21 protein-coding genes and 1 riboswitch are annotated in these 25,061 nt (G+C 32.9%); of the genes, 16 read left to right on the top strand and 5 right to left on the bottom strand.

Going from position 1 to position 25,061, the window contains the following annotated elements; translation table 11 throughout:
• Positions 1 to 2: 2 nt before the first annotated feature.
• From SBL15_RS02405 to SBL15_RS02390, 4 genes are all read left to right on the top strand, one after another.
• A complete protein-coding gene (locus SBL15_RS02405) occupies positions 3 to 1,976 on the top strand; it encodes a fructose-specific PTS transporter subunit EIIC (protein WP_037536438.1) in 1,974 nt (657 codons plus the stop codon).
• Between the two features lie 555 nt (positions 1,977 to 2,531).
• Positions 2,532 to 3,908 carry a hemolysin family protein gene (locus tag SBL15_RS02400; protein ID WP_037536437.1) on the top strand — a complete coding sequence of 459 codons (1,377 nt, stop codon included), beginning with the start codon at positions 2,532 to 2,534 and terminating at the stop codon, positions 3,906 to 3,908.
• Between the two features lie 239 nt (positions 3,909 to 4,147).
• A complete protein-coding gene (locus SBL15_RS02395) occupies positions 4,148 to 4,987 on the top strand; it encodes an aldo/keto reductase (RefSeq protein WP_011276452.1) in 840 nt (279 codons plus the stop codon).
• A gap of 163 nt (positions 4,988 to 5,150) precedes the next feature.
• Entirely contained in the window at positions 5,151 to 6,143 is a 993-nt protein-coding gene (locus tag SBL15_RS02390; RefSeq protein WP_107612031.1) for a glycosyltransferase family 2 protein, read from the top strand.
• A 47-nt stretch (positions 6,144 to 6,190) separates the two neighbouring features.
• On the opposite strand, the gene SBL15_RS02385 is transcribed toward SBL15_RS02390, so the two are convergent.
• From SBL15_RS02385 to queC, 4 genes are all read right to left on the bottom strand, one after another.
• Positions 6,191 to 6,802 carry a DUF2273 domain-containing protein gene (locus SBL15_RS02385; protein WP_107612032.1) on the bottom strand — a complete coding sequence of 204 codons (612 nt, stop codon included), beginning with the start codon at positions 6,800 to 6,802 and terminating at the stop codon, positions 6,191 to 6,193.
• Between the two features lie 104 nt (positions 6,803 to 6,906).
• On the bottom strand, positions 6,907 to 7,623 hold the full coding sequence (queE, locus tag SBL15_RS02380; RefSeq protein WP_317955044.1) for a 7-carboxy-7-deazaguanine synthase QueE: 717 nt from the start codon (positions 7,621 to 7,623) through the stop codon (positions 6,907 to 6,909).
• A complete protein-coding gene (queD, locus tag SBL15_RS02375; protein WP_053017232.1) occupies positions 7,623 to 8,042 on the bottom strand; it encodes a 6-carboxytetrahydropterin synthase QueD in 420 nt (139 codons plus the stop codon). The genes queE and queD overlap by 1 nt, the downstream gene beginning before the upstream one ends.
• A 1-nt stretch (position 8,043) precedes the next feature.
• On the bottom strand, positions 8,044 to 8,715 hold the full coding sequence (gene queC, locus SBL15_RS02370; protein WP_107612034.1) for a 7-cyano-7-deazaguanine synthase QueC: 672 nt from the start codon (positions 8,713 to 8,715) through the stop codon (positions 8,044 to 8,046).
• A gap of 160 nt (positions 8,716 to 8,875) precedes the next feature.
• A riboswitch (PreQ1 riboswitch) is annotated at positions 8,876 to 8,922 on the bottom strand.
• A 155-nt stretch (positions 8,923 to 9,077) separates the two neighbouring features.
• On the opposite strand from queC, the gene SBL15_RS02365 reads away from it, so the two are divergent.
• The 7 genes from SBL15_RS02365 to ltaS all read left to right on the top strand — a co-directional run bounded on the left by SBL15_RS02365 (position 9,078) and on the right by ltaS (position 15,880).
• Positions 9,078 to 9,650, top strand: coding sequence for an anthranilate synthase component II (locus tag SBL15_RS02365; protein ID WP_107612035.1), 573 nt, complete (start codon positions 9,078 to 9,080; stop codon positions 9,648 to 9,650).
• A gap of 3 nt (positions 9,651 to 9,653) precedes the next feature.
• A complete protein-coding gene (locus tag SBL15_RS02360) occupies positions 9,654 to 10,799 on the top strand; it encodes a chorismate-binding protein (protein ID WP_107612036.1) in 1,146 nt (381 codons plus the stop codon).
• The gene (locus tag SBL15_RS02355; protein ID WP_107612037.1) at positions 10,800 to 11,408 is read left to right on the top strand and encodes an aminotransferase class IV; all 609 of its coding nucleotides are present in this window, start codon (positions 10,800 to 10,802) and stop codon (positions 11,406 to 11,408) included. It begins immediately after the preceding gene.
• Between the two features lie 57 nt (positions 11,409 to 11,465).
• The gene (locus SBL15_RS02350) at positions 11,466 to 11,672 is read left to right on the top strand and encodes a hypothetical protein (RefSeq protein ID WP_107612038.1); all 207 of its coding nucleotides are present in this window, start codon (positions 11,466 to 11,468) and stop codon (positions 11,670 to 11,672) included.
• A 24-nt stretch (positions 11,673 to 11,696) separates the two neighbouring features.
• Positions 11,697 to 12,413: an allophanate hydrolase subunit 1 gene (locus tag SBL15_RS02345; protein ID WP_053018718.1), complete on the top strand. Its 717-nt coding sequence runs from the start codon at positions 11,697 to 11,699 to the stop codon at positions 12,411 to 12,413.
• Positions 12,401 to 13,405, top strand: coding sequence for a biotin-dependent carboxyltransferase family protein (locus SBL15_RS02340; protein WP_107612039.1), 1,005 nt, complete (start codon positions 12,401 to 12,403; stop codon positions 13,403 to 13,405). Before SBL15_RS02345 ends, SBL15_RS02340 begins: the two co-directional genes overlap by 13 nt.
• A 537-nt stretch (positions 13,406 to 13,942) precedes the next feature.
• On the top strand, positions 13,943 to 15,880 hold the full coding sequence (gene ltaS / locus SBL15_RS02335; protein ID WP_107611493.1) for a polyglycerol-phosphate lipoteichoic acid synthase LtaS: 1,938 nt from the start codon (positions 13,943 to 13,945) through the stop codon (positions 15,878 to 15,880).
• Positions 15,881 to 16,098: 218 nt separating this feature from the next.
• Here the strand turns inward: ltaS and SBL15_RS02330 are convergent, their stop codons facing one another.
• Positions 16,099 to 16,917, bottom strand: coding sequence for a ZIP family metal transporter (locus SBL15_RS02330; RefSeq protein WP_317955042.1), 819 nt, complete (start codon positions 16,915 to 16,917; stop codon positions 16,099 to 16,101).
• Positions 16,918 to 17,036: 119 nt separating this feature from the next.
• On the opposite strand from SBL15_RS02330, the gene SBL15_RS02325 reads away from it, so the two are divergent.
• The 5 genes from SBL15_RS02325 to SBL15_RS02305 all read left to right on the top strand — a co-directional run bounded on the left by SBL15_RS02325 (position 17,037) and on the right by SBL15_RS02305 (position 25,058).
• Positions 17,037 to 18,917 (top strand): ABC-F family ATP-binding cassette domain-containing protein, encoded by a 1,881-nt coding sequence (locus tag SBL15_RS02325; protein ID WP_107611491.1) that lies wholly within the window; start codon positions 17,037 to 17,039, stop codon positions 18,915 to 18,917.
• 14 nt (positions 18,918 to 18,931) lie between these two features.
• A complete protein-coding gene (gene recQ, locus SBL15_RS02320) occupies positions 18,932 to 20,710 on the top strand; it encodes a DNA helicase RecQ (protein ID WP_107611490.1) in 1,779 nt (592 codons plus the stop codon).
• Between the two features lie 184 nt (positions 20,711 to 20,894).
• A complete protein-coding gene (locus SBL15_RS02315) occupies positions 20,895 to 21,863 on the top strand; it encodes an ABC transporter ATP-binding protein (protein WP_107613362.1) in 969 nt (322 codons plus the stop codon).
• Complete coding sequence (locus SBL15_RS02310) at positions 21,860 to 23,374, top strand: ABC transporter permease/substrate-binding protein (protein WP_317955040.1); 1,515 nt, start codon at positions 21,860 to 21,862, stop codon at positions 23,372 to 23,374. The genes SBL15_RS02315 and SBL15_RS02310 overlap by 4 nt, the downstream gene beginning before the upstream one ends.
• A 169-nt stretch (positions 23,375 to 23,543) precedes the next feature.
• Positions 23,544 to 25,058: a peptide MFS transporter gene (locus tag SBL15_RS02305; RefSeq protein ID WP_107611488.1), complete on the top strand. Its 1,515-nt coding sequence runs from the start codon at positions 23,544 to 23,546 to the stop codon at positions 25,056 to 25,058.
• The last annotated feature ends 3 nt before the right edge of the window (positions 25,059 to 25,061 follow it).

Genomic DNA, 25,061 nt, shown 5'->3' with positions numbered 1-25,061 from the left:
TAATGAGAATCACAGAATTACTAACAAAAGATACAATTGCTATGGATTTATCAGCTTCTGACAAAAATGGTGTGATTGATGAATTAGTGAATCAATTAGACAAAGCGGGTAAATTAAGTGACATAGCACAATTTAAAGAAGCGATTCATAATCGTGAATCACAAAGTACAACAGGTATTGGAGAAGGAATTGCAATTCCACACGCAAAAGTAGCAGCAGTAAAATCTCCAGCCATTGCCTTCGGTAAATCTAAAGAAGGTGTTGATTACCAAAGTTTAGATGGTCAGCCTGCACATTTATTCTTCATGATTGCTGCTCCAGAAGGTGGCGCACAAACACACTTAGATGCGCTAGCTAAATTATCTGGTATCTTAATGGATGATAAAGTGAGAGAAAGCTTATTACATGCAAACTCTCCTGAAGAAGTACTTCAAATTATTGATAATGCAGATGATGAAGCAACTAAAGAAGAAGAAAAAGAAGCACAAGAACAAGAAGCAGCTGCCGCTGGTGCAACAAGTGGTTCTACAAGCACAACAGACGCTAATGAACCTTATGTATTAGCTGTTACAGCATGTCCTACAGGTATCGCACATACTTATATGGCTCGCGATGCATTGAAAAAACAAGCTGACAAAATGGGCGTTAAAATGAAAGTAGAAACAAATGGTTCAGGCGGTATTAAAAACCATTTAACTCAACAAGACATCGAACGTGCGACAGGTGTTATCGTAGCTGCAGATGTTCATGTTGAAACAGATCGTTTCGACGGTAAAAACGTAGTTGAAGTACCAGTTGCTGATGGTATCAAACGACCAGAAGAACTTATTAATACAGCACTTGATACAAGTCGTAAACCATTTGTAGCACGTGGTGGTAACTCTAAATCTACAGATAGTGAAAGTAATGAGAAACAAAGCTTTGGTAAAGCGTTCTATAAACACTTAATGAACGGTGTATCAAATATGCTACCTTTAGTAATCGCTGGTGGTATCTTGATGGCTATCGTATTCTTATTCGGTGCTAACTCATTTGACCCTAAAAGCTCTGAGCACAACGCTTTTGCAGAACAATTATGGAATATAGGTAATAAGAGTGCTTTTGCCTTAATCATTCCAATCTTATCAGGTTTCATCGCTCGTAGTATTGCAGATAAACCAGGTTTCGCAGCTGGTTTAGTTGGCGGTATGTTAGCAATTTCTGGTGGTTCTGGATTTATCGGTGGTATTATTGCAGGTTTCTTAGCAGGTTACTTAACACAAGGTATTAAATATATTACACGTGGCTTACCACAAGCAGTTGAAGGTTTAAAACCAACGTTAATTTATCCATTATTAAGTGTAACTATCACTGGTTTATTAATGATTTATGCATTTAACCCGCCAGCAGCATGGTTAAATAACTTATTATTAAATGGATTAAATAGCTTATCAGGTTCAAATATTGTATTACTTGGTTTAGTTATCGGTGCAATGATGGCTATCGATATGGGTGGACCATTTAACAAAGCAGCTTATGTATTCGCTACTGCAGCCTTAACAGAAGGTAACGCGGCACCAATAACTGCAGCAATGGTCGGTGGTATGATTCCACCATTAGCAATTGCGACAGCAATGATATTCTTTAAACGTAAATTTACTAAAGAACAACGTGGTTCTATCGTGCCAAACTATGTGATGGGCTTATCATTCATCACTGAGGGTGCAATTCCATTTGCTGCAGCTGACCCACTTCGTGTGATTCCATCAATGATGGTAGGTTCAGGTGTCGGTGGTGCAATTGCATTAGCATTAGGTTCAAGAATCAATGCACCACACGGTGGTATCATTGTTATTGCAGCGACTGACTTTAGTCATATCTTACAAACATTAATTGCTTTAATTGTAGGTACACTTGTTTCAGCGATTATGTATGGTTTATTGAAACCAAAAGTAACTAAAAACGAAATTGAAGCTTCAAAAGCTATGGATGAATAGAAATAAAAATCTCTTGCCCTAATAATTGGGCGAGAGATTTTTTAATACTTTAATTTATTCTTCATAACTAGACGAGGAGTCTATATTATCAAGATTGGGACAAGATAATGAATTCATTATGAATTATGTCTTGCTCCATTTTTGTCTTAGTCATAAATTACAGTGATAATAAAACATTATCATTTCAAATTGGTATAGAGTTATTAAAATATGTAAAAATGGGTAGACATATGAGAGTATGTCATAGGAAGTAAAGCGTTTTAGTGATAAAGAATATATGCTTTGTGACTCCCAAACGCTTTAGTTTAGTCCTCTCTTGACTATTACGCAATATTAGTTTTAAATGATAAGTTGTAACTTTTTAATCAAAAGCGTTACAATCAACTATTTGTAATTAATATATGATAAAATAAAAGTAATACATTTTTTCGGGGGTGTCGCAATGGGAAGGTCTTAACATGTGTTTATATCGTCAAAGCACATTACGAATTAAATTCGTGTTACCCATATGGGACACATTTATTTGGAGGTGAATCCCTAGGAATAGGGAATTAATTGGATACAGTGACCATAATAAATTTAGTAATATTTTTTCTATTAATAGCATTAACAACAGTATTCGTAGGTTCAGAATTTGCATTAGTTAAAGTACGCTCAACGCGTATTGAACAGTTAGCTGAAGAAGGTAATCGTAGCGCTAAAATTGTCAAAAAGATGATTGCAAATCTTGACTATTATTTATCAGCCTGTCAATTAGGTATTACAGTTACTTCATTAGGATTAGGTTGGTTAGGGGAACCAACATTTGAAAAATTGTTGCATCCACTATTTAACTTATTACAGTTACCTGATGCATTAACTACAACAATCTCATTTGTAATTTCATTCATCGTAGTGACTTATTTACACGTAGTATTAGGTGAATTAGCACCGAAATCTATAGCAATTCAACATACAGAAAAATTAGCCCTAACTTACGCTAGACCATTGTACTATTTCGGTAATATAATGAAACCTTTGATTTGGTTAATGAATGGTTCAGCACGTGTGATAATTAGAATGTTGGGTGTTGATCCAGACGCTCAAACTGATGCTATGTCAGAAGAGGAAATTAAGATCATTATTAACAACAGTTATAATGGTGGAGAAATCAACCAAACAGAATTAAACTATATGCAAAATATCTTTTCATTTGATGAGAGACATGCAAAAGATATCATGGTACCACGTACTCAGATGGTGACTTTAAATGAACCATTCAATGTTGACGAATTATTAGAGACGATTAAAGAACATCAGTTTACACGTTACCCAATTACTGAGGATGGAGACAAAGACCATATTAAAGGTTTCATCAACGTTAAAGAATTCTTAACAGAGTATGCTTCTGGGAAACCTATCAAAATCAATAATTATATCCATGAATTACCAATGATTTCAGAGACAACTCGCATTAGTGATGCGTTAGTTAGAATGCAACGTGAACACGTACATATCAGTTTAATTATTGATGAGTACGGTGGCACAGCTGGTATTTTAACAATGGAAGATATTCTTGAAGAAATTGTCGGTGAAATACGTGATGAGTTTGATGATGATGAAGTAAATGACATCGTTAAACTTGGTGAAGATACGTATCAGATTAATGGACGTGTCCTTCTTGATGACCTCAATGAAAAATTCAACATTGAATTTAAAGATTCAGAAGACATTGATACAATAGGTGGTTGGCTCCAAGCCCACAACACTAACTTACAAGTTGAAGATCATATCGATACACAATATGATCGTTGGATTGTGTCTGAAATGGATAATCATCAACTAGTTTGGGTTGTACTTAAATATGAGTTCATCGATAATAGACCAACATTCGGTGAAGACGAAGATGAAAGTGAAGATAAAAAAGATAATAGCGATGAAAGTCGTGAATAATTTAAAGAGTATTGGATGAATTAATACTATACAAAGCTATATCGCAAATTTGCATAAACTGACTGAGCTGAGAAGGCGCTCTAAATGAAGCGTTTCTCAGTTCTTTTTAACTTTGAGGGCTGGGACAACGAATTCAAAAGAATTCTGTCCCAGTCCTTTTAATTGTTCAATACACTCTATTAGAGTTATCCTAATTATTAATAGATTGAAAATTATCAAGAACGTTAGGAGAAGATATTATGGTAAATGACACACAAATTTTAAACAATGGTTATCCGATGCCGAGACTTGGCTTAGGTGTCTATAAGGTTACAGATGAAGAAATGGAAACAGCGATTCAAGCTGCATTAGATGATGGTTATCGTGCATTTGATACAGCATATTTTTATAATAATGAAGAAGCACTCGGTAAAGCACTAAAAAATAGTGGAGTGCCTCGAGAAGACTTGTTTATTACAACTAAACTATGGAACGACCATCAAGGTTATGATAGTACACTTGAGTATTTTAATCGCTCATTAAATAATTTAGGTTTAGAATATATCGATTTATATTTAATTCACTGGCCTTGCGAAAAAAATGAACTTTATATTGAAACATATAAGGCATTAGAAAAATTATATGAAGAAGGTAAAATAAAAGCAATTGGAGTATGTAACTTCAAAGTGCATCACTTAGAAAAATTAATGCGTGAAACTAATATTGTACCTCAAGTTAATCAAATTGAAGTACACCCTTACTTTAATCAACAAGAAGTCCAAGATTTCTGTGATAAGCATGATATAGTAGTTACTGCATGGATGCCATTAATGAGAAACAGAGGATTGTTAGACGATCCTACTATAACAAAACTAGCAAAAGCGTATGATAAAACACCAGCGCAAATCGTATTACGTTGGCACGTGGCACATAATCGTGTTGTCATTCCAAAATCTAAAACACCATCACGTATAAGAGAAAATCATGATATATTTGATTTCAACCTTGAACTAACAGAAATAGCTGAAATAGATAGTTTAAATCGCAATGCGCGTCAAGGTAAAGATCCTGATGAAGTGAGTATAGGTGATTTGAAATAAATTGGTTTCTATTAAATGGAATCAGACATTGAAAATTATAGAATGATTGTATATTTTTTATTTAATTTTTATTAATTGTTTGTTAATTGCATAGTTTTTAGTAGAATAGTTATTTATTTTATTGATAAAATAGTACTAAGAATGATGAAAAGGATGTAATTTAATGAAAATCAGAGTCATTGTGCCTTGTTTTAACGAAGGTGAAGTCGTAACAAAAACTTACGACAAATTGACTGAAATTTTGATGAAAGATAGCTTGGATAAAGGGTATGATTATGACCTTTTATTTGTCGACGATGGTAGTAAAGATAACACAATCGACCATGTTCAACATTTAGCAAGCTTAGATCAACATGTTAAATATATTTCTTTCAGCCGAAATTTTGGTAAAGAATCAGCAATGATAGCTGGTTTTCAACATAGTGTGAAATGTGATGCTGTGGTGATGGTAGATGGAGATTTACAACATCCACCAGAATTCATTCCACAAATGATAGAAGGATTCCAAGAGGGGTATGACCAAGTTATTGCTAAGCGAGATCGAACAGGAGAGAACATAGCCCGTAAGTCAATGACTAAGTTATATTATAAATTGATAAATAGCTTTGTCGAAGACATTGAATTCATAGATGGTGTCGGTGACTTTAGATTATTGAGTCAACGCGCAGTTAAAGCAATGGCTTCTCTTAAAGAATATAATCGCTTTTCAAAAGGTTTATTTGAATGGATTGGTTATAATACTAAAATCTTTACATATCAAAATGTAGAACGAGAAGCGGGTCATTCTAAATGGACATTCACTAAATTATTAAATTATGGTATTGATGGGCTAATTTCATTTAATAATAAACCTTTACGTGCGATGATTTATCTTGGAATGACGATATTCAGTTTAAGTATCGTTTATATCTTGTATCTGCTGATAGGTATAATGGTCAATGGCATTAATAATCCTGGTTATTTTACAACGATAGCTGCGGTATTACTTATTGGCGGAATTCAATTGATTTCTATTGGTGTAGTAGGTGAATATATTGGACGAATTTACTATGAAGTTAAGCAACGACCTAAATATATTGTGCAAGCATCAAATTTAAAAGAACCAACGCACGATCTCAAAGTAGTAGAGCAAGAGAAAGAAAAAGTACATTTATAAAAATCAAAATAAACGCTTGAAGTTTTAAATGATGAAACTTCAAGCGTTTAATTATTTTCTATATGATGTTTTAAATTAGTATTTTTAAGTTGCCATGCTAGATAGATACCTAAAAGAATATAAATGATTAAGAAGATATACCAGAATGGCGTCAAAAAAGTTAATAATACAATCGAAATTATAATAAGCATATAGCCTATAGTAATTGGAAATTTAAGCTTTTTTATAAATTTAAAAATTCCAAGTTCTCCTCTAGAGAAAGTACCTAAAAATATCGCACTAGCACCTATTAAGAATATTGTTGGCGCTAAGTATGGAACAGACATGTAAATTGATTGATCACTTGATCCATAGGTAATAAATAATGAGCAACTTATTATGATAGAAAATATCAAGGCAATCGATTTATACTCGTAAATAACAAGTGTATAGTGTTGATAATTCAAGTAATATTGAAGTCCCAACCAACATATAAAAAAAGCGATTGAGCATAATGTTATAAAATTAAATTTGTCGATGACGATAGCATTAATTAAAGCGTTAATCGTTATTGCTATTAATACGGAGCTAAATTTAAGCTGTTTGAATTGGTGCTTATATAAGTCAAAGCCGAGTACACCAAGCACTACGGCGATATTAATTAATACATATATAATCATGCTGTACTCCTATCTAACATAGTTCATTAGAACATTATACCAATTAAAACAAACTTAATCATTTCAAAACACTTAAAAAATATTTTTCATTTATAAAGTAATTATTAAACACCCTTTTTGTTACTCCACAGTAACGTATGCAACTGTGGTAAAACATAAACTTGGTTCATATCATTACTAACCATCACTCTATCAACTAATGCTTCATATCGACTTAAAAGTTTTTCTGTATGGTTGTCAACTTCATCATCTAGGTAGGGATTACCGACTTGTAAGTAAAAAGGAATGTTTGGATAGCGATGATGTATCATTTTAGCGAATTCGTAATCATCATCATCAAAAATAACAACCTTTAAATTAAGTGTTGATTCAATGCATTGTTCGATTACACTATCTAATATGTCAATGTTAGGTTTCATGTTAGAGCTTGGTGGTTTAGGACTTATAGTTAAATCGTTAATTTGTCTCATCCATGGTTGGAATTTACTTCCTTGAGTCTCTAAAGCAGAGTATATCTGTTTTTCTTCAAATAAATCCACTAAATCTTGTATACCTTTAATTAGTGCTGGGTTACCTCCAGATATCGTAACGTGATCAAAATGGTCACCGCCGATTTTTTTCAGTTGATTATATATTTCTTCAGCTGTCATTAACTGAATGTCTTCTTTAGCGCTTCCATCCCAAGTGAAAGCAGAGTCACACCAACTACAACGATAATCACAACCTGCAGTTCTAACAAACATCGTTTTGCGACCTATAACACGTCCTTCACCTTGAATCGTAGGTCCAAAAATTTCGAGTACTGGAATTTTAGCAGCCATTATTTATACTCCTTTGGGCGATATACGACATAACTAGTCGGCGTTTCACGTAGATAAACTTGGACACATTGAGGTTGATTATCACAGTTTTGTAGATGAGTTTGGACCATTTTATATATTGTTTGAGCTACAACTTCAGTTGAAGGACTCTTATCTTTAAATTGAGGTAAATCATTTAATAAGTAGTGATCGAATTGGTCGTGGATTAGTTTTTTTAAATCACTAAAATTGATTAAGAAACCATTATGATCGAGTTTATCCCCTGCAATTGTTAAATTAACAAAGTAAGTATGCCCGTGTGTTCTCATACATTTACCGGCATCTTCACTTGGAATGTAATGCGCGGCTGAAAAATTAAAATCTTTATTAAGTTCAAAACTATAGGGGTGGGCAACTGACGGATAGAGTTGTTGAATCATTTTAATTCGCTCCTTTTGCTTCTAAATAATATTGTAGACCACGTTGTCTTAATTGACATGCTGGACATTCTCCACAACCATCACCAATAACACCGTTATAGCATGTAAGTGTATTGTGTCGAATATAATCTAGAACACCTAATTCGTCACTAAGTTCCCATGTCTGTGCTTTGTCTAACCACATTAAAGGAGTATGAATAACAAAGTCTTTATCCATAGATAAACTAAGCGTTACATTCATTGATTTAATAAAGCTATCACGACAGTCTGGATAACCTGAAAAGTCCGTTTCACAAACCCCGGTAATAATATGTTTAGCATTGCGTTGATAAGCTAATGCACCAGCAAATGATAAGAATAATAAATTACGTGCTGGTACAAACGTGTTTGGAATACCGTCTTCACCAGTTTCAATGTCCATATCATGTTGTGTTAAGGCGTTTGGAGTTAATTGTGATAATAGTGACATATCTAAAATATGATGTTTTAAATTTTGCTCTTTTGCGATGCGTGTAGCAACTTCAATTTCTGCATCATGTCGTTGACCGTAATTAAATGTTACCAATTCAACATCTTTAAAATGTTTTTTAGCGTAAAATAAACACGTTGTGCTATCTTGCCCCCCGCTAAATACTACAATGGCTTTGTCCTTGTTTAAATTTTGATTTGTCATGAATATTCTCCTTTTTTGAAAAGATTAGATCATACTTTATGCCGTCTCTAACCTAGCCATGAGAACATAAAAAAAGTCTATCTCTATAAAAAAGATAGACTTAGAAACATTTCAACTAGTTATACAAAAGTAATGTTACTTTCAAACTAAATATTTCGATTATTGTCTAGTTTTTTATAGAGGGTTTCAGCTAGGAACCTCTTTTGAGTTTTTAGTACGCTAGTTAGCGTAATATATTCACTTCTTAAAATCAAGCTATATTTTAAAGCAATATAAATAGTAAACCCTTACATTTTCAAAAAATTATTAATTATAATAAAGTTATAGATGAAGTTATTTAACATAGAGTTGGAGCGACATAAATGATTATAGTTATAGATAATAAAGATTCATTTACATATAATTTAATAGAATATTTTAAGACAGAAACTGATAAAGAGATAGTTGTATACGAGGTAGATGACGTTTCCGTTGATCTATTAAGGTCATCTAACGTAGAGGCAATTGTCATCTCGCCAGGTCCAGGTAAACCTAGTGACTATCCAATTTTAACTGAAATTATGAATCAATTTGAGGGTGAAATTCCTATATTAGGTGTCTGTTTAGGTTTCCAATTTATTTATGAATATTATGGAGGTACGATTATTCATGGATTAAAGCCGGTTCACGGTCATACCACAACGTTAACTCATAGAGGAACTGGACTATTTAAAGGACTACCTCAAGCGTTTGAAGTAATGAGATATCATTCACTCATTGCAGATAAAAATCATATTCCTACCATTTTAGATATGACAGCTTATAACGAAGAAGGGATTATAATGGCTTTTGAACATAATAAATATCCTATTTATGGCGTTCAGTATCATCCTGAATCTATTTTAAGTGAATATGGGCATGAACAGATACGACTATTTTTAGAAAAGTGGGGATAGACTATGAACATCGCGTTTAATTATAGATACTATACGACACCTGACCATTTTGAAACAGTAGCATTAAATTTTGACACGTATGCCTCTAAAAAGGTGGCTTACACTTTGAATGACATCGGTGCAGTAGTTCGCTTTGCTCAAGATGAACAATCAAACGGGCGTTACGTAGCGCTATATCTTACATATGAAGCGGCAAAATTTTTTAATCAAGAAATGGCTACGCACGAATTGAATAATAATCAAGTCATAGCTCTTGCATATAGTTTCAATCCTAATATGGCTAAACATCCGTCTAACAATCTTTCGCAAAGCTACAAACCTAAACATCAGTTTCGCTTTTTGGAAAGTGATGCAGAAATGCAAGATAAGATCAAACAAGTTCAAGACGCAATCACTGATGGAGAAACGTATCAAGTGAACTATACAACACGTTTAGTTAGTGATATCCATTACCCTATCTCTGATTTATATTATTATTTAACTCAGACAAATAATGGTGATTATACTGCATTATTAGATGTAGAAGAGATTAAAGTTGCCTCAATTTCTCCTGAATTATTCTTTCAAAAAGGAGCATTCAATAACCAAGAAAATGTAGTTGTAAGTAAACCGATGAAAGGGACAATGCCACGTAGTATTAATAAAGATGAAGATTTGATGAATTATGACATATTGAAGAACTCTCTTAAAGATCGTGCTGAAAATGTAATGATTGTTGATTTATTGCGTAATGATATTTCTAGAATTTCTAAGCCAGGAACTATACACGTTAATAAGCCATTCTTTATAGAAAGTTATAAGACTGTTTATCAAATGACGAGTATGGTCTCGGGTCGATTAGAAGCCGAAACGAGTTTGACCGATATTTTAAAAGCGCTGTTTCCATGTGGTTCCATTACGGGCGCACCGAAACTTAATACGATGTCATACATTAAAGCGCTTGAGCCTAATCCTAGATATATTTATTGTGGAACAATTGGATTATTATCTCCGGATAATAAAATGATATTTAATATTCCAATTCGAACGCTTGAGTATCGAAATGAGAAAGTTCATTACGGTGTGGGTGCAGGTATTACAATTGATTCTATACCTGAAAAAGAAGTACAAGAGTTTCGAGATAAAACAAAGATATTGGAGATGTTATAAATGAACTTGTTTGAAACGATGCGTCTGGAAAATGGTGAAATTCCAAGACTTCAATATCATATTAATCGAATACAACAATCATGTGGACGTTTGGGTTATGCCTTTTCAAAGGAAAACTGGTTACATCTTGTAAAAGAGATTATAAAAAATCATCAACAGGGCACGTTCCGACTTAAAATAGAAATAGATAAAACTGGCGATATGAATTATGTAATTAAACCTTTATCTCAAAAGTCGCTGTTTACGGCTAAATTTCAGCAAGTTCAAACGCATTATAACGAACGATATATCATTAACAAAACCACAGAACGCCAGCATTTAGCACACAATCATGAAACAGATTTAATATTATTATATGATGAAAAAGGTAAAATTCTGGAATTTGATATTGGTAATATCATGATAGAGGAAGAAGGTACATACTATACGCCGAGTTATGACAACGACTTTTTATTGGGATGCATGCGTCAATCTCTTATAGATGAAGGAAAACTTTCAATCAAAAATTATACTAAAACAGAACTCAGCGAGAAATTAAATAATCAGCAGGTACGTATCTTTTTACTAAATAGTTTACGAGAGGTTGCCGATGTGTCTATTTATCTATAAAATAATATTGGAAGTATATGCGTATTTATTGATAAAAACGAACTAACGGAGTGAAATATGGCAATATTATGGGTTGTAATTATTGTGATTTTAAATGTGATAAGTAAATATTTAGCAGATCGATATTTAAATAATAATGCACTCATTAATGCACGTATTGTGGCAACCGTTACCGTTTTAATTCAATGTGTATTCATTTATTTTTTAATTAAATCAATCATTCCTTATGCGGTTGATTTTCTAAATATATTTTATCATCATTAAATATAATTATTTTGAGGTGGAGTTATGAAGATTTATAGTCAGGGAGATCAAGCAATTGTAATTGCGGTTGAAAAAGATGTATCTAAAAATGTAACAACTGAGTTAATCGCAGTGCGTAATCATTTATTAAAGAAAGATTTACCATTTATAACTGAAATTGTTCCTACTGAATCAGATATGATGATTTGCTATGATGCTCGAGATATGATTAAACATCATAATATTACTTCACCTTTTCAATATATGAAGGCATTAGTAACATCTATACAAGAAGAAATAAAACAATTAGAAATGAACAAAGATGAGAGCACGACCTATGAAATTCCTATTATTTATGGTGATGAATTTGGCCCCGATTTACAGGACTTGCTAGAGTATTACAAATTAACAAAAGATGAATTTATTCAATTACATTCTGATAAGGCTTACTTTGTCTCTATGATGGGCTATGCTCCTGGCTTTCCATATTTAACTGGAATGAATGAAGCATTGTATGTTAATCATACAAGTAATAAGAAGAAACTTGTTACTGCAGGTTCAGTTATTATTGAAGGAAAAAAATGCGGGATTGTAACAACTGATACATATAATGATTGGTTAGTGATAGGGTACACGCCTATGACGTTGTTTACTCCTGAAAAAGAAGATTTTACACTGCTAAAATTAGGAGATAATGTCACTTTCAAACCAGAAAAACGCAAAGATATTGAATTAGGAGAATTTAAACCATGTCAATCATAATAGAAAAAGCCGGATTGTTTAGTAGCTTTCAAGATTTCGGGCGTCATGGATATGAATATGCAGGTGTTATTCCGTGTGGAGCTTTAGACACACTAGGTCATGAAATTGCAAATCGTCTTGTCGCTAATGACAAGAATGAAGCAACACTTGAAATGACACATATTATGGCTAAAATTCGATTCACTGAACCTACTTTAATTGCATTAACAGGTCAAAATTTTGAAGCTTATACACAAAACATGCGAGTAAAACCTTATAAACTATACCTTTTAGGTAAAGATGATGTGTTATCTTTTAAAGAAACAAATAAAACGTCACGTGTATATCTTGCTATAGGTGGAGGATTTAAATTAGACAATTGGCTGGGTTCGAATTCTACAGATTTAAATGTTCACATTGGTGGCTATCACGGGCGTAAACTTGAAAATGGCGATGAAGTTGAAATGAAAAGAGAATATACTGAACGTCATCATAAGTTGTTTGAAAATCTAAAAGAAAAGCGTACTACTGATTGGGGTATTGATGGTTATGCATTGTCGTTCAACTATATCTCTGACGTGTTTCATGTTATCGCTAATAAAGGTACTGAAGACTTTGATAAGGAAACGCAATCCCATTTTATTAAAGGCGAATATAAAGTAACTAATAAATCGAATCGTGTTGGTATGTTATTAGATGGTGAGAAGATAAAAGCATATTACGATGATATGCCTGCACATCAATCTGTTAAAAGAGGAACGATTCAAGTTAAACGAGATGGTACACCGATTATCTTATTAAACGATCATTATACAATAGGAAGTTACCCTCAAATTGGAACGATTGCGAGTTATCATTTGACTAAACTTGCACAGAAACCACAAGGTTCACGTTTGAAATTCCAATTTATTGATATTGAAACTGCTGAAAAAAATGTTGTGAACTTTAGCAATTGGATGAATCAACTGTTTCACGGCATTGAATTCAGAATGCAATTAGAAATGATGAAATAACTGTTAATAATTAATTGAATGGACGATTTATTTATACGGATTTTTAATAGATTGAGTAGGTCTATAGTCTGATTAAAAATATCATATAAGAAGCTATAATAAATAAATCAGTGCGTCATCATTATACTTGTATATATTTGTGACAAACTATTGAGATGTCGATATATAAAGATGTTTTTTCTTGATAAATGAGTAAAAATACTATATATTTATATATTAAACTACGGGCAATATTACAATAATATTACAAAGCTCATAATTTGTTAATACTTTATTAATAATTAAATAGAATAGCATCCAACATTGTATACATAAGGCATTACTAACGTATAGTTCGTCATTGGGATAAAAATGTAAGAGTGAATTATCGTTTGTATTTAATGTATGTGTATGACATATTCTTAATAAATTAAAATAGCGAAATTTAAAAATTAGTAAGTAATTGCATAACGGTCATATTTGAGTAAGTGTTTAAGTCTTCGGTTAAGTCTTTAACATTTCTTCAAAGTTGAATAACTATAAACGGAGGAAACATACATGAGTTTACACAAAAAGAAAATAAGTCTTTTTGCGTTTTTCTTACTGACTGTTTTTACAGTGACATTGAAGACGTATTTTTCATATTATGTTGATTTTTCTTTGGGTGTTAAAGGACTAGTTCAAAACTTAATACTATTGATGAATCCATATAGTTTAATCGCGCTTATTTTAAGTGTGTTCTTATTCTTTAAAGGAAAAAAAGCACATTGGTTCATCTTTATTGGAGGATTTTTACTATCATTCTTGCTATATGCAAATGTAGTTTATTTTAGATTCTTCTCGGACTTTTTAACATTTAGTACACTTAATCAAGCGGGGAATGTTGAGTCTATGGGTGGTGCTGTTGGGGCATCATTTAAATGGTATGACTTTGTTTACTTTATAGATACTATTATTTATCTATTCATCCTTATTTTCAGAGGAAGTTGGTTAGATAAGCGTGTCTTCAGTAAAAAGTTTGTACCGGTTGTAATGGCTGCTTCAGTAGCATTATTCTTCTTGAACTTAGCTTTTGCTGAAACAGATCGTCCTGAGTTATTAACACGTACGTTTGACCATAAATATTTAGTGAAGTATTTAGGTCCCTATAACTTTACAGTTTATGATGGCGTTAAAACGATCCAGAATAACCAACAAAAAGCATTGGCTTCTGAAGATGACCTAACTAAAGTATTGAATTACACGAAACAAAAAAATACAACGCCAAATTCAGAGTATTTTGGTGTTGCTAAGAAGAAAAATATTATTAAAATACATCTAGAAAGTTTCCAAACATTTTTAATCAATAAAAAGGTTAATGGTAAAGAAGTAACACCGTTCTTAAATAAATTATCTACAGGTAATGAAGATTTTAGATACTATCCAAACTTCTTCCATCAAACTGGTCAAGGTAAAACATCAGACGCTGAGTTCACAATGGATAACAGCCTTTATGGTTTACCACAAGGTTCTGCATATTCATTAAAAGGTGATAATACTTACCAATCATTACCTGCCATTTTAGATCAAAAGCAAGGTTATACTTCTGATGTTATGCACGGTGACTACAAAACATTCTGGAACCGTGACCAAGTTTATAAACATTTTGGTATTGATAAGTTCTACGATGCAACATATTATGATATGTCTGACGATAATATCGTTAACTTAGGTTTAAAAGATAAACCGTTCTTTAAAGAGTCAGCAGAATATCAATCTAAAATGAAAGGACCATTCTATTCACACTTAATTACATTAACAAACCACTATCCATTCACATTGAGTGAGGAAGATGCAGATATTGATAAACCTAATACAGGTGATTCAACTGTTGATGGTTACATTCAAACAGCGCATTATTTAGACCAAGCACTTGAAGAGTACGTAACAGATCTTAAGAAGAAAGGTTTATACGACGATTCAGTTATTATGATTTATGGTGACCACTATGGTATTTCAGAGAACCATAATAATGCGATGGAAAAATTATTAGGTGAAAAGATTACGCCAGCGAAATTTATGGACTTAAACCGTACAGGTTTCTGGCTAAAAATTCCTGGTAAAGAAGGTACAGTAGATAAGACATATGCTGGTCAAATGGATGTTATGCCTACTATATTACATTTAGTAGGAATTGACTCTAAAAACTTCTTAATGTTTGGTACTGACATGTTATCTAAAGATCATAATGATGTAATTCCATTCCGTAATGGTGATTTCATTACGAAAGATTACAAATATGTAAACGGTAAAGCTTATTCTAATAAAACTAATGAACTATTAGAAACGGAACCTAAAGATTTAGATAAGAATAAGAAACAGGTTGAGAAAGATTTAGAAATGAGTGACAATGTCTTAAATGGTGACTTGTTCAGATTCTATAAAAATCCTGATTTCAAAAAAATTGACCCGTCTAAATATGAATACAAAACTGGTCCTAAAGGGAATCAAAAATAATCAAGTAAAGTCTATAATATAAAATTTCTAGACTAATGAAAAAAGACAATTTCTATTGAAATAAATAGAAATTGTCTTTTTTATTATGATTTTGATTATGTGTAACATGTTGAGTTGCAATATATAGTTGATGCTATAGATACATGTCTTAAATGATGTTGTCATTTAAATAATTGCTGATTAATAGTTAATTTAAATATCTGTGATAATTGCAAGTTTTATCCAAGCGCTACATCTAAAATCATCATAATTGTAAAGCCTAACATTAGACTTAGTGTTGCTAGATCCGTGTTGTTACCAGATTGCGAGTCAGGTATTAGTTCTTCAACAACAACAAATATCATAGCGCCAGCTGCAAAAGCTAATGCATAAGGTAAAACAGGTGTAATAACTAAAATCAATGCAGCGCCAATAGTAGCAAAGATAGGTTCTACAATCGCAGAAGCTTGCCCGTAATTAAACGCTTTCCAACGAGATGCGCCTGCCGCTATAATAGGCATAGATAATGCTGCACCTTCCGGAATGTTTTGTATTCCTATACCAATTGCTAACCCTAAAGCACCTAGAAATGTAGCTTGACTATTTCCAGTTGCTATACCACCAAAAGCAACACCAATCGATAGTCCTTCTGGAATATTATGTAACGTAATAGCTAGTACTAATAGTGTATTCTTACTTAAAGAAGTCTTAACACCTTCGCGGTACTGACTCTTATCGCCAATTCTTTGATGTAAATGAGGAATAACTGAATCGAGGACACGTATGAAGATACCACCAAATAAAAAGCCAATTGCAGCAGGTAACCAAGCAGGTAAACTACCATCTTTACCATATTCAATAGAGGGTTGTAATAAAGACCAAAAGCTGGCAGCTATCATAATGCCCGCAGCAAATCCTTGCATAGATATTAGAATTCGTTCATTTACGGATTTAAATATAAATACAGAAGCAGCACCTAATGCTGTGAGTAGCCAAGTAATAATACCTGCTACAAGCGCCTGTAAATAAGGCGGTAAATTTTCGAAAAAGTCAATCATAACTCTTGTCTCCTTGTATCATTTAAGCCTAAAAAGGTGTATAATATATAGAACTGATTTAAGCTTATCAAAAATATTTAAAAAATTCGATATTTCGATTTTGAAAAGGAAGTAGATGCATGGAAGCGTATAAAATAGAGCACTTAAATAAATCATATGCGGATAAAATCATTTTCGATGATTTAAACCTATCTATTTCTGAACATGAGAGAATAGGATTGGTTGGAATAAATGGTACTGGTAAAAGTACTCTACTTAAAGTTATCGGAAATATAGATGATGATTATACAGCTGATATTACGCATCCTAATCAATATCGTATACGGTATTCTTCTCAAAAGCAGGATCTAGATGGAGATATGACTGTTTTTCAAGCTGTACTTAGCTCAGACACAACGACTCTTCAAATTATAAAAGCTTACGAAGAAGCAGTTAATGCTTATACACAACAACAAGATGACGCGCATTTTCAAAAGATGATGGAAGCACAAGAGGCTATGGACCAAAATAGTGCATGGGATTATAATGCAGAAATTAAAACCATATTATCTAAACTAGGTATTAATGACACGACCAAAAAGGTGAACGAACTGTCAGGTGGTCAGCAAAAACGCGTAGTGCTTGCTAAAACGCTTATTGAACAACCTGATCTATTATTATTAGACGAACCTACAAACCACCTAGACTTTGAATCTATAACATGGCTAATCAATTATGTGAAGCAGTATCCTCATACCGTATTGTTTGTAACCCATGATCGTTACTTTTTAAATGAAATTGCGAGTAGAATCATTGAATTAGATAGAGGTAAATTAAAATCTTATCCAGGTAATTATGAAGATTACATAGCAATGCGAGCAGAAAATGAAATTATTGAACAAAAACAACAAGAAAAGCAAAAGGCTTTATATAAACAAGAATTAGCTTGGATGAGAGCTGGCGCTAAGGCAAGAACGACAAAGCAACAAGCGCGTATCAATCGTTTTAATGATTTAGAATCGGAAGTACAAGCTCAACACGTTCAAGATAAAGGGCAACTGAATCTAGCGTATTCAAGATTAGGCAAACAAGTGTATGAGTTAGAACAACTTTCAAAACAAATTAACGGCAGAACATTATTTGAAGATATTACTGAAATTATTCAAAGTGGGCAACGTATTGGTATTGTTGGGCCAAATGGAGCTGGAAAGACCACGTTATTAAATATTTTAAGCGGAGAAGACAACAATTATACAGGCACACTTAAAATTGGCCAAACTGTAAAAGTAGCATACTTTAAACAAACAGAAGAAACGTTAGATAGAGATATACGTATGATTGATTACCTACGAGAAGAGAGTGAAGTGGCTAAAGAGAAGGATGGAACTTCAATTTCTGTAACTCAATTACTAGAACGTTTCTTGTTCCCAAGCTCAACACATGGTAAGAAGATATACAAATTATCAGGCGGAGAGCAAAAACGCTTATATTTATTAAGATTACTCGTGCATCAACCTAATGTACTGTTGCTAGATGAACCAACAAATGACTTAGATACAGAAACATTAACTATTTTAGAAGACTATATTAGTGGTTTTGGTGGTTCAGTTATAACTGTTAGTCACGATCGCTATTTTTTAAATAAAGTCGCTCAAGAGTACTGGTATATTCATGACGGAAAGATGGAACGTATTGTAGGGTCCTTTGAAGATTATGAGTCTTATAAGAAAGAGCAGGATAAATTAGCCGCCCTAGAGAAACAAGCACAACAACCAAAACAAAAAACAACGGTGCGAAAAAAATCAGGGTTGTCTTATAAGGAAAAACGAGAATATGAAACTTTGATGGAACGCATTGAACAAACTGAAACACGCTTAGAAGAAATAGATGAAGAGATGATTGAGGCCAGTGCTGATTATGCCAAAATCAAAGAATTAAATGAAGAGAAAGAACATTTAGAGCTAACATATGAAGCAGACATCACGAGATGGAGTGAATTAGAAGAACTAAAAGAGCAATAAGGGGAATGTAAAGTATGGAAGCAACATTATCGCATTATTTTGGGTATGACAATTTCAGACCTGGTCAAAAAGAAATCATAACTAAAATAATGGATCATCATAATGTTTTAGGTGTATTACCTACAGGTGGTGGTAAATCAATTTGCTACCAAGTGCCTGGATTAATGTTAGGTGGAACTACAATTGTAATTAGTCCACTAATATCTTTAATGAAAGACCAAGTTGATCAACTTAAAGCAATGGGGATTAAAGCAGCATTCTTAAATAGTAGTTTAACTAAGAAGCAACAAAAAGAAATCGAAGATGATTTAATGAAAGGTCATATTCAGTTTTTATATGTTGCGCCAGAACGTTTCGATAATCAATATTTTTTAAGTTTATTAAGTCGAATTGATATTCATCTTATCGCGTTTGATGAGGCACATTGTATTTCTAAGTGGGGGCATGACTTTAGACCTAGCTATCAAAGTGTAATTAAGAAAGTATTCACATTACCTCAAAACTTTACAATCGTTGCACTAACAGCAACAGCTACTGCAGAAGTACAGCAAGATATTATGGGAAAGTTAAACATCGATAGACGAGATGAAGTAAAAACAAGTACGAAACGTCGGAATCTTATTTTTAAAGTGAATCCTACCTATCAACGTCAGAAATTTGTTGTAGATTATGTGCAGAAACATAAAGAACAAGCAGGAATTATCTATTGCTCTACACGTAAACAAGTTGAGGAGTTACAAGAAGCATTAGATGTTATCAATGTTTCTTCGGCAATTTATCATGCTGGTTTAACAAATAAAGAACGTGAGACTGCTCAAAACGAATTTGTATATGATAAAGTGAAGGTTGTTATAGCGACAAATGCTTTTGGTATGGGGATAGATAAATCAAATGTTAGATACGTTATACACTATAATATGCCAGGTGATTTAGAATCATATTATCAAGAGGCAGGACGTGCAGGTCGTGATGGATTAGAAAGTGAATGCATTCTTTTATTTAGTGAACGTGATAAAGGATTGCATGAATATTTTATTACTGTTTCACAGGCTGATGAAGATTATAAAGATAAAATGGGTGAGAAACTCACTAAAATGATTCAATACACGAAAACGAAAAAATGCCTTGAAGCGACTGTAGTACATTATTTTGAACCTAACGAAAAATTAGAAGAGTGCGGGCAATGTAGTAGCTGCATTCAACAAAATAAAACATATGATATGACGCAAGAAGCTAAAATGATCATTAGTTGTATCGCACGCATGCGTCAAAAAGAAAGCTATAGCGTAATCATTCAAGTCTTGCGTGGAGAAACAAGTGATTATATTAAATATAATAATTATGATAAGTTGACGACACATGGTTTGATGAAAGATTATACCACTTCAGAATTAAGTCATTTAATTGATGAATTGCGCTTCAAAGGGTTTTTAAACGAAAATGATGAAATCTTAATATGTGATGAAAGTGTTAAAAAGTTACTTAACAATAAAGAGAAAGTATTTACGACACCATTTAAACAAAAATCCAAAGAAAAAGTCTATATCAATACAGTTGAAGGTGTAGATCGAGCATTATACAGTGAATTAGTTGAAGTTCGACGAAAATTAAGTGAGAAATTGGATATTGCACCGGTTAGTATTTTTTCGGATTACACATTAGAAGAGTTTGCTAAACGCAAGCCAGAATCCAAACAAGAAATGATATCAATAGATGGTGTTGGTAGCTATAAATTGAAACATTATTGTCCGAAATTCTTAGAAATTATACATTCATATAAAGCGAGTATATAAAGTGAAAGGTAAGGTTGTTACTATTTCTGTAGCGAACCTTACCTTTATTTTATTGTCACATTATTAATTTTAAATGTAATTTCTATATTTCGATTAATTTAATATGAATTCATAATTAAACATGTTTAAATAGGGAATAAGAATGCAAACTATTTGAATAAGTAGAGCAAATGAAGGTGACTAAATGATTGAATTTAAAAACGTAACAAAACGTTATGGGAATAATGTGGCAGTTGATGATGTAAGTTTCAAAATAAATGAGGGTGAGTTTTTTGTAATCATAGGTCCATCAGGGTGTGGTAAAACAACCACTTTGAAAATGATTAATAGACTTATTCCGTTAAGTGAAGGTTATATTTATTTTAAAGATAAACCAATAAGTGATTATCCTGTTTATGAAATGAGATGGGATATTGGATATGTGTTGCAACAAATCGCACTTTTCCCACATATGACCATTAAAGAGAATATTGCACAGGTTCCGCAGATGAAAAAATGGAAAGATAAAGATATAGATCAACGTGTTGACGAATTACTTGAAATGGTTGGTTTAGAACCTGAAAAATATCGAGATCGTAAACCAGATGAATTATCAGGTGGTCAAAGACAGAGGGTTGGTGTAGTAAGAGCATTAGCTGTAGATCCACCAGTTATATTGATGGATGAACCTTTTAGTGCACTGGATCCAATCAGTCGCGAAAAACTACAAGATGATTTAATAGAATTACAAACTAAAATCAAAAAGACAATTGTATTTGTAACGCATGATATTCAAGAAGCAATGAAGCTAGGTGATCGAATATGTTTACTAAACAATGGACATGTTGAACAAATAGATACACCACAAGCATTCCGTAATCAACCTAAAAATAAATTTGTAGAAGAGTTTATGGGCAGCCATTTAGAACAAGATAAAGAAAGCTTACAGTTGAAAGATCTTAATATTACTTCGCCACTCACAGAAAAAGAAACACAACATGATTATCCTGTAATCAATAGTGATGTGCAATTACGTTCAGTTTATTCTACATTAGCCCAACATGAAGCAGTTATTGTTAATGATGTATCAACCTCTACGCAATCACTCTTAAAACGTGAAGATATCTTTAAGTATTTATCTGAGATAGACCATGATAAGGAGGTTAAAGCATGAGCGAACTGTTTAGCACACTCAATGATCGTAAAGGCGAAGTACTTACGACCATCTTGGAACATATCCAAATTTCATTTATTGCACTGCTAATCGCAATTTTAATCGCCGTGCCATTAGGGATTGCTTTAACAAAGACGAAGCGGTTATCTGAAGTCGTTATGAATATAGCTGCTATATTACAAACCATTCCGTCATTGGCATTATTAGGGTTAATGATTCCAATATTTGGTATTGGTCGCGTGCCAGCAATTATTGCATTAGTTGTGTATGCACTGTTGCCAATTTTGAGAAATACATATACAGGCATTAAAGAAGTTGATCCGTCTCTTATTGAAGCAGCTAAAGGTATTGGTATGAAGCCGATGCGTCGTTTGACTAAAGTAGAATTGCCAATAGCGATGCCAGTGATGATGGCCGGTATTCGTACTGCTATGGTTCTAATTATCGGTACAGCAACTTTAGCCGCATTAATTGGTGGTGGTGGACTAGGGGATTTAATTTTACTAGGTATTGACCGTAACAATACGTCTCTAATCCTTATCGGAGCGATTCCTGCTGCACTACTCGCAATTATGTTTGATTTAATACTACGTTATATGGAGAAATTATCTTATAAGAAACTACTAATCACTGTAGGTGCAATGATTCTTATTATACTATTAGTCATTGTTGTACCACTTTTCGGTAAAAAAGGTGACACAATTACGCTTGCAGGTAAATTAGGTTCAGAACCTTCAATTATTACGAATATGTACAAAATTTTAATTGAGGATGAAACGGATGATACAGTTGATGTTAAAGATGGTATGGGTAAAACATCATTCCTATTTAATGCATTAAAATCAGACGACATCGATGGATATTTAGAATTTACAGGGACAGTTTTAGGTGAATTAACTAAAGAAGATTTAAAATCTAAAAAAGAAGATGCAGTATATCAACAAGCTAAACAAAGTCTAGAGAAAAAATATGACATGACGATGTTAAAACCAATGAAATATAATAATACGTATGCTTTAGCGGTGAAGAAAGACTTTGCTAAAGAAAATAATATTAAAACAATCGGTGATTTACAAAAGGTTGAAGATAAAATTAAACCAGGGTTCACTATGGAATTTAATGATCGACCTGATGGTTATAAAGCTGTGTCGAAAGCTTATGGTCTCAACTTATCTAATGTTAAAAAAATGGAGCCTAAATTACGCTATACTGCAGTGGAAAAAGGTGATATTAATTTAATTGACGCTTATTCAACAGATGCAGAATTAAAACAATATGATATGGTAGTCTTAAAAGATGATAAACACGTATTCCCACCATATCAAGGTGCACCAATGTTTAAAGAAAAATTCTTAAAACAACATCCAGAAATTAAAAAACCGCTCAACAAATTAGAGGGTAAAATTTCAGATGAAGAGATGCAAGAAATGAATTACAAAGTGACCGTGAAAAATGAAGATCCGTATAATGTTGCGAAACATTATCTTGAAAAAGAAGGTTTAGTAAAATAAATAGACACGTGAAAATGTTGGAACAAGACAACGAATTAATTATGAGTTCGTTGTTTTGTTCTTTTTTTAAAGCGCAAAATTTGTAAATACAATTGTAATCTGAATTATTTTTAATTACACTATTCTATAAATACACAAAAAGCGTGTATGGTTTTTTAGGGGGGAGAATATGAATACTAGAAATTATTCGAGACAAGAAATTGTTGAGAGTGTACCTCAAAAGGGATTCTTTGGACATCCCAAAGGTTTAAGTACACTATTCTTTACTGAATTTTGGGAGCGATTCAGTTACTATGGTATGAAAGCGATTCTAGCTTATTATCTGTACTATTCAGTTAGTAAAGGTGGCTTCGGCTTACCACAGGGAACAGCGTTACAAATCGTATCATTATATGGTGCACTCATCTATATGTCTGGAACCATCGGGGGTTGGATAGCAGACAGAATCATTGGTACAAGACATGCATTATTTTATGGTGGCATATTAATTATGTTTGGTCACATCATGTTAACGATACCAGGTAGTTTAACAGTAGTAATGATAGCACTATTACTTCTTATTATTGGTACAGGTTTATTGAAACCTAATATTTCAACTACAGTTGGTGAATTATATGACCATAATGATAGACGTTTAGATGCTGCTTTTACTATTTTCTATATGGGTATCAATTTAGGGAGTTTTCTATCACCATTTGCAACAGGTTACTTACAAACAAGATTAGGGTTCCACTTTGGTTTTGCGGTAGCAGCAATAGGGATGTTCATCGGATTAGTCACTTATTTTATTACAAATAAAAAGAATCTAGGATTGGCTGGTTTAAGCGTTCCTAACCCACTTAGAAAAGAAGAAATCAAAAGATTATCAATTATTACCGGCATTGTCGTAATAATATTCGCAATTATCCTACTTATCTTGCAATTTATTGGAAAATTGAGTTTATCTAGTTTCAGTGTCATTGTAACGATTGTAGGTATCGTATTACCAATTTGTATTTTTGTTTATATGTTATCAAGTAATAAGACGCACAAAGAAGAGCGTTCTAGAATTTATAGTTACATACCGTTGTTTATTACGTCTGTTGCATTTTGGATGATTCAAGAACAAGGTTCGACCGTTTTGGCTAACTTTGCAGACCAGAAGACAGAACTTAGCTTAGCTAAATTGACTAATGGTGCGTTAGATTTCCACATACCAGCAGCTTGGTTCCAGTCTGTCAATCCAGTATTTATTATTATGTTAGCACCTGTCTTTGCTAGTTTATGGACTAAATTAGGCAGACATAATCCAAGTACAGTATATAAATTTGCATTGGGTGCCATCTTTGCAGGTTTATCATATCTAGTCATGATTATACCTTTAAATAGTGATGCGCTTTTGATTCACCCTATATGGTTAGTGTTAAGTTTCTTCTTAATTACATTAGGTGAATTATGTATCTCACCAGTAGGGTTATCTGTAACATCTAAACTAGCACCTGCAAAGTTCTCTGCACAAATGATGGCATTGTGGATGCTCAGTAACGCCACTGCACAAAGCCTCAATAGCCAAATCGTTGTATTATTTAAGATTATTAGTGAGAAAGAGTTCTTCTTATACTCAGGATTGTTTACACTGCTTATTGGTGTTATCTTAGTAGCTATTTCTCCAATAGTTAAGAGAGCGATGAATGGTGTACATTAAGTT

It is taken from the genome of Staphylococcus sp. NWU MKU2 (genome assembly GCF_033283605.1).
Classification (GTDB): Bacteria; Bacillota; Bacilli; order Staphylococcales; family Staphylococcaceae; genus Staphylococcus; species Staphylococcus haemolyticus.
The sequence above is the reverse complement of the archived record's forward strand: the minus strand, read 5'-3'. Positions and strand labels throughout refer to the sequence as shown.

Bases quoted from the DNA above. Each gene is read 5' to 3' on its own strand.
- SBL15_RS02305 (WP_107611488.1), top strand. From the start codon at position 23,544: ATGAATACTAGAAATTATTCGAGACAAGAAATTGTTGAGAGTGTACCT.
- SBL15_RS02340 (WP_107612039.1), top strand. From the start codon at position 12,401: ATGTCAATCATAATAGAAAAAGCCGGATTGTTTAGTAGCTTTCAAGAT.
- SBL15_RS02365 (WP_107612035.1), top strand. From the start codon at position 9,078: ATGATTATAGTTATAGATAATAAAGATTCATTTACATATAATTTAATA.
- SBL15_RS02355 (WP_107612037.1), top strand. From the start codon at position 10,800: ATGAACTTGTTTGAAACGATGCGTCTGGAAAATGGTGAAATTCCAAGA.
- SBL15_RS02315 (WP_107613362.1), top strand. From the start codon at position 20,895: ATGATTGAATTTAAAAACGTAACAAAACGTTATGGGAATAATGTGGCA.
- SBL15_RS02360 (WP_107612036.1), top strand. From the start codon at position 9,654: ATGAACATCGCGTTTAATTATAGATACTATACGACACCTGACCATTTT.
- SBL15_RS02330 (WP_317955042.1), bottom strand. From the start codon at position 16,917: ATGATTGACTTTTTCGAAAATTTACCGCCTTATTTACAGGCGCTTGTA.
- SBL15_RS02385 (WP_107612032.1), bottom strand. From the start codon at position 6,802: ATGATTATATATGTATTAATTAATATCGCCGTAGTGCTTGGTGTACTC.
- SBL15_RS02405 (WP_037536438.1), top strand. From the start codon at position 3: ATGAGAATCACAGAATTACTAACAAAAGATACAATTGCTATGGATTTA.
- SBL15_RS02310 (WP_317955040.1), top strand. From the start codon at position 21,860: ATGAGCGAACTGTTTAGCACACTCAATGATCGTAAAGGCGAAGTACTT.
- SBL15_RS02395 (WP_011276452.1), top strand. From the start codon at position 4,148: ATGGTAAATGACACACAAATTTTAAACAATGGTTATCCGATGCCGAGA.
- SBL15_RS02345 (WP_053018718.1), top strand. From the start codon at position 11,697: ATGAAGATTTATAGTCAGGGAGATCAAGCAATTGTAATTGCGGTTGAA.
- ltaS (WP_107611493.1), top strand. From the start codon at position 13,943: ATGAGTTTACACAAAAAGAAAATAAGTCTTTTTGCGTTTTTCTTACTG.
- SBL15_RS02350 (WP_107612038.1), top strand. From the start codon at position 11,466: ATGGCAATATTATGGGTTGTAATTATTGTGATTTTAAATGTGATAAGT.
- queD (WP_053017232.1), bottom strand. From the start codon at position 8,042: ATGATTCAACAACTCTATCCGTCAGTTGCCCACCCCTATAGTTTTGAA.
- recQ (WP_107611490.1), top strand. From the start codon at position 18,932: ATGGAAGCAACATTATCGCATTATTTTGGGTATGACAATTTCAGACCT.
- queC (WP_107612034.1), bottom strand. From the start codon at position 8,715: ATGACAAATCAAAATTTAAACAAGGACAAAGCCATTGTAGTATTTAGC.
- queE (WP_317955044.1), bottom strand. From the start codon at position 7,623: ATGGCTGCTAAAATTCCAGTACTCGAAATTTTTGGACCTACGATTCAA.
- SBL15_RS02390 (WP_107612031.1), top strand. From the start codon at position 5,151: ATGAAAATCAGAGTCATTGTGCCTTGTTTTAACGAAGGTGAAGTCGTA.
- SBL15_RS02325 (WP_107611491.1), top strand. From the start codon at position 17,037: ATGGAAGCGTATAAAATAGAGCACTTAAATAAATCATATGCGGATAAA.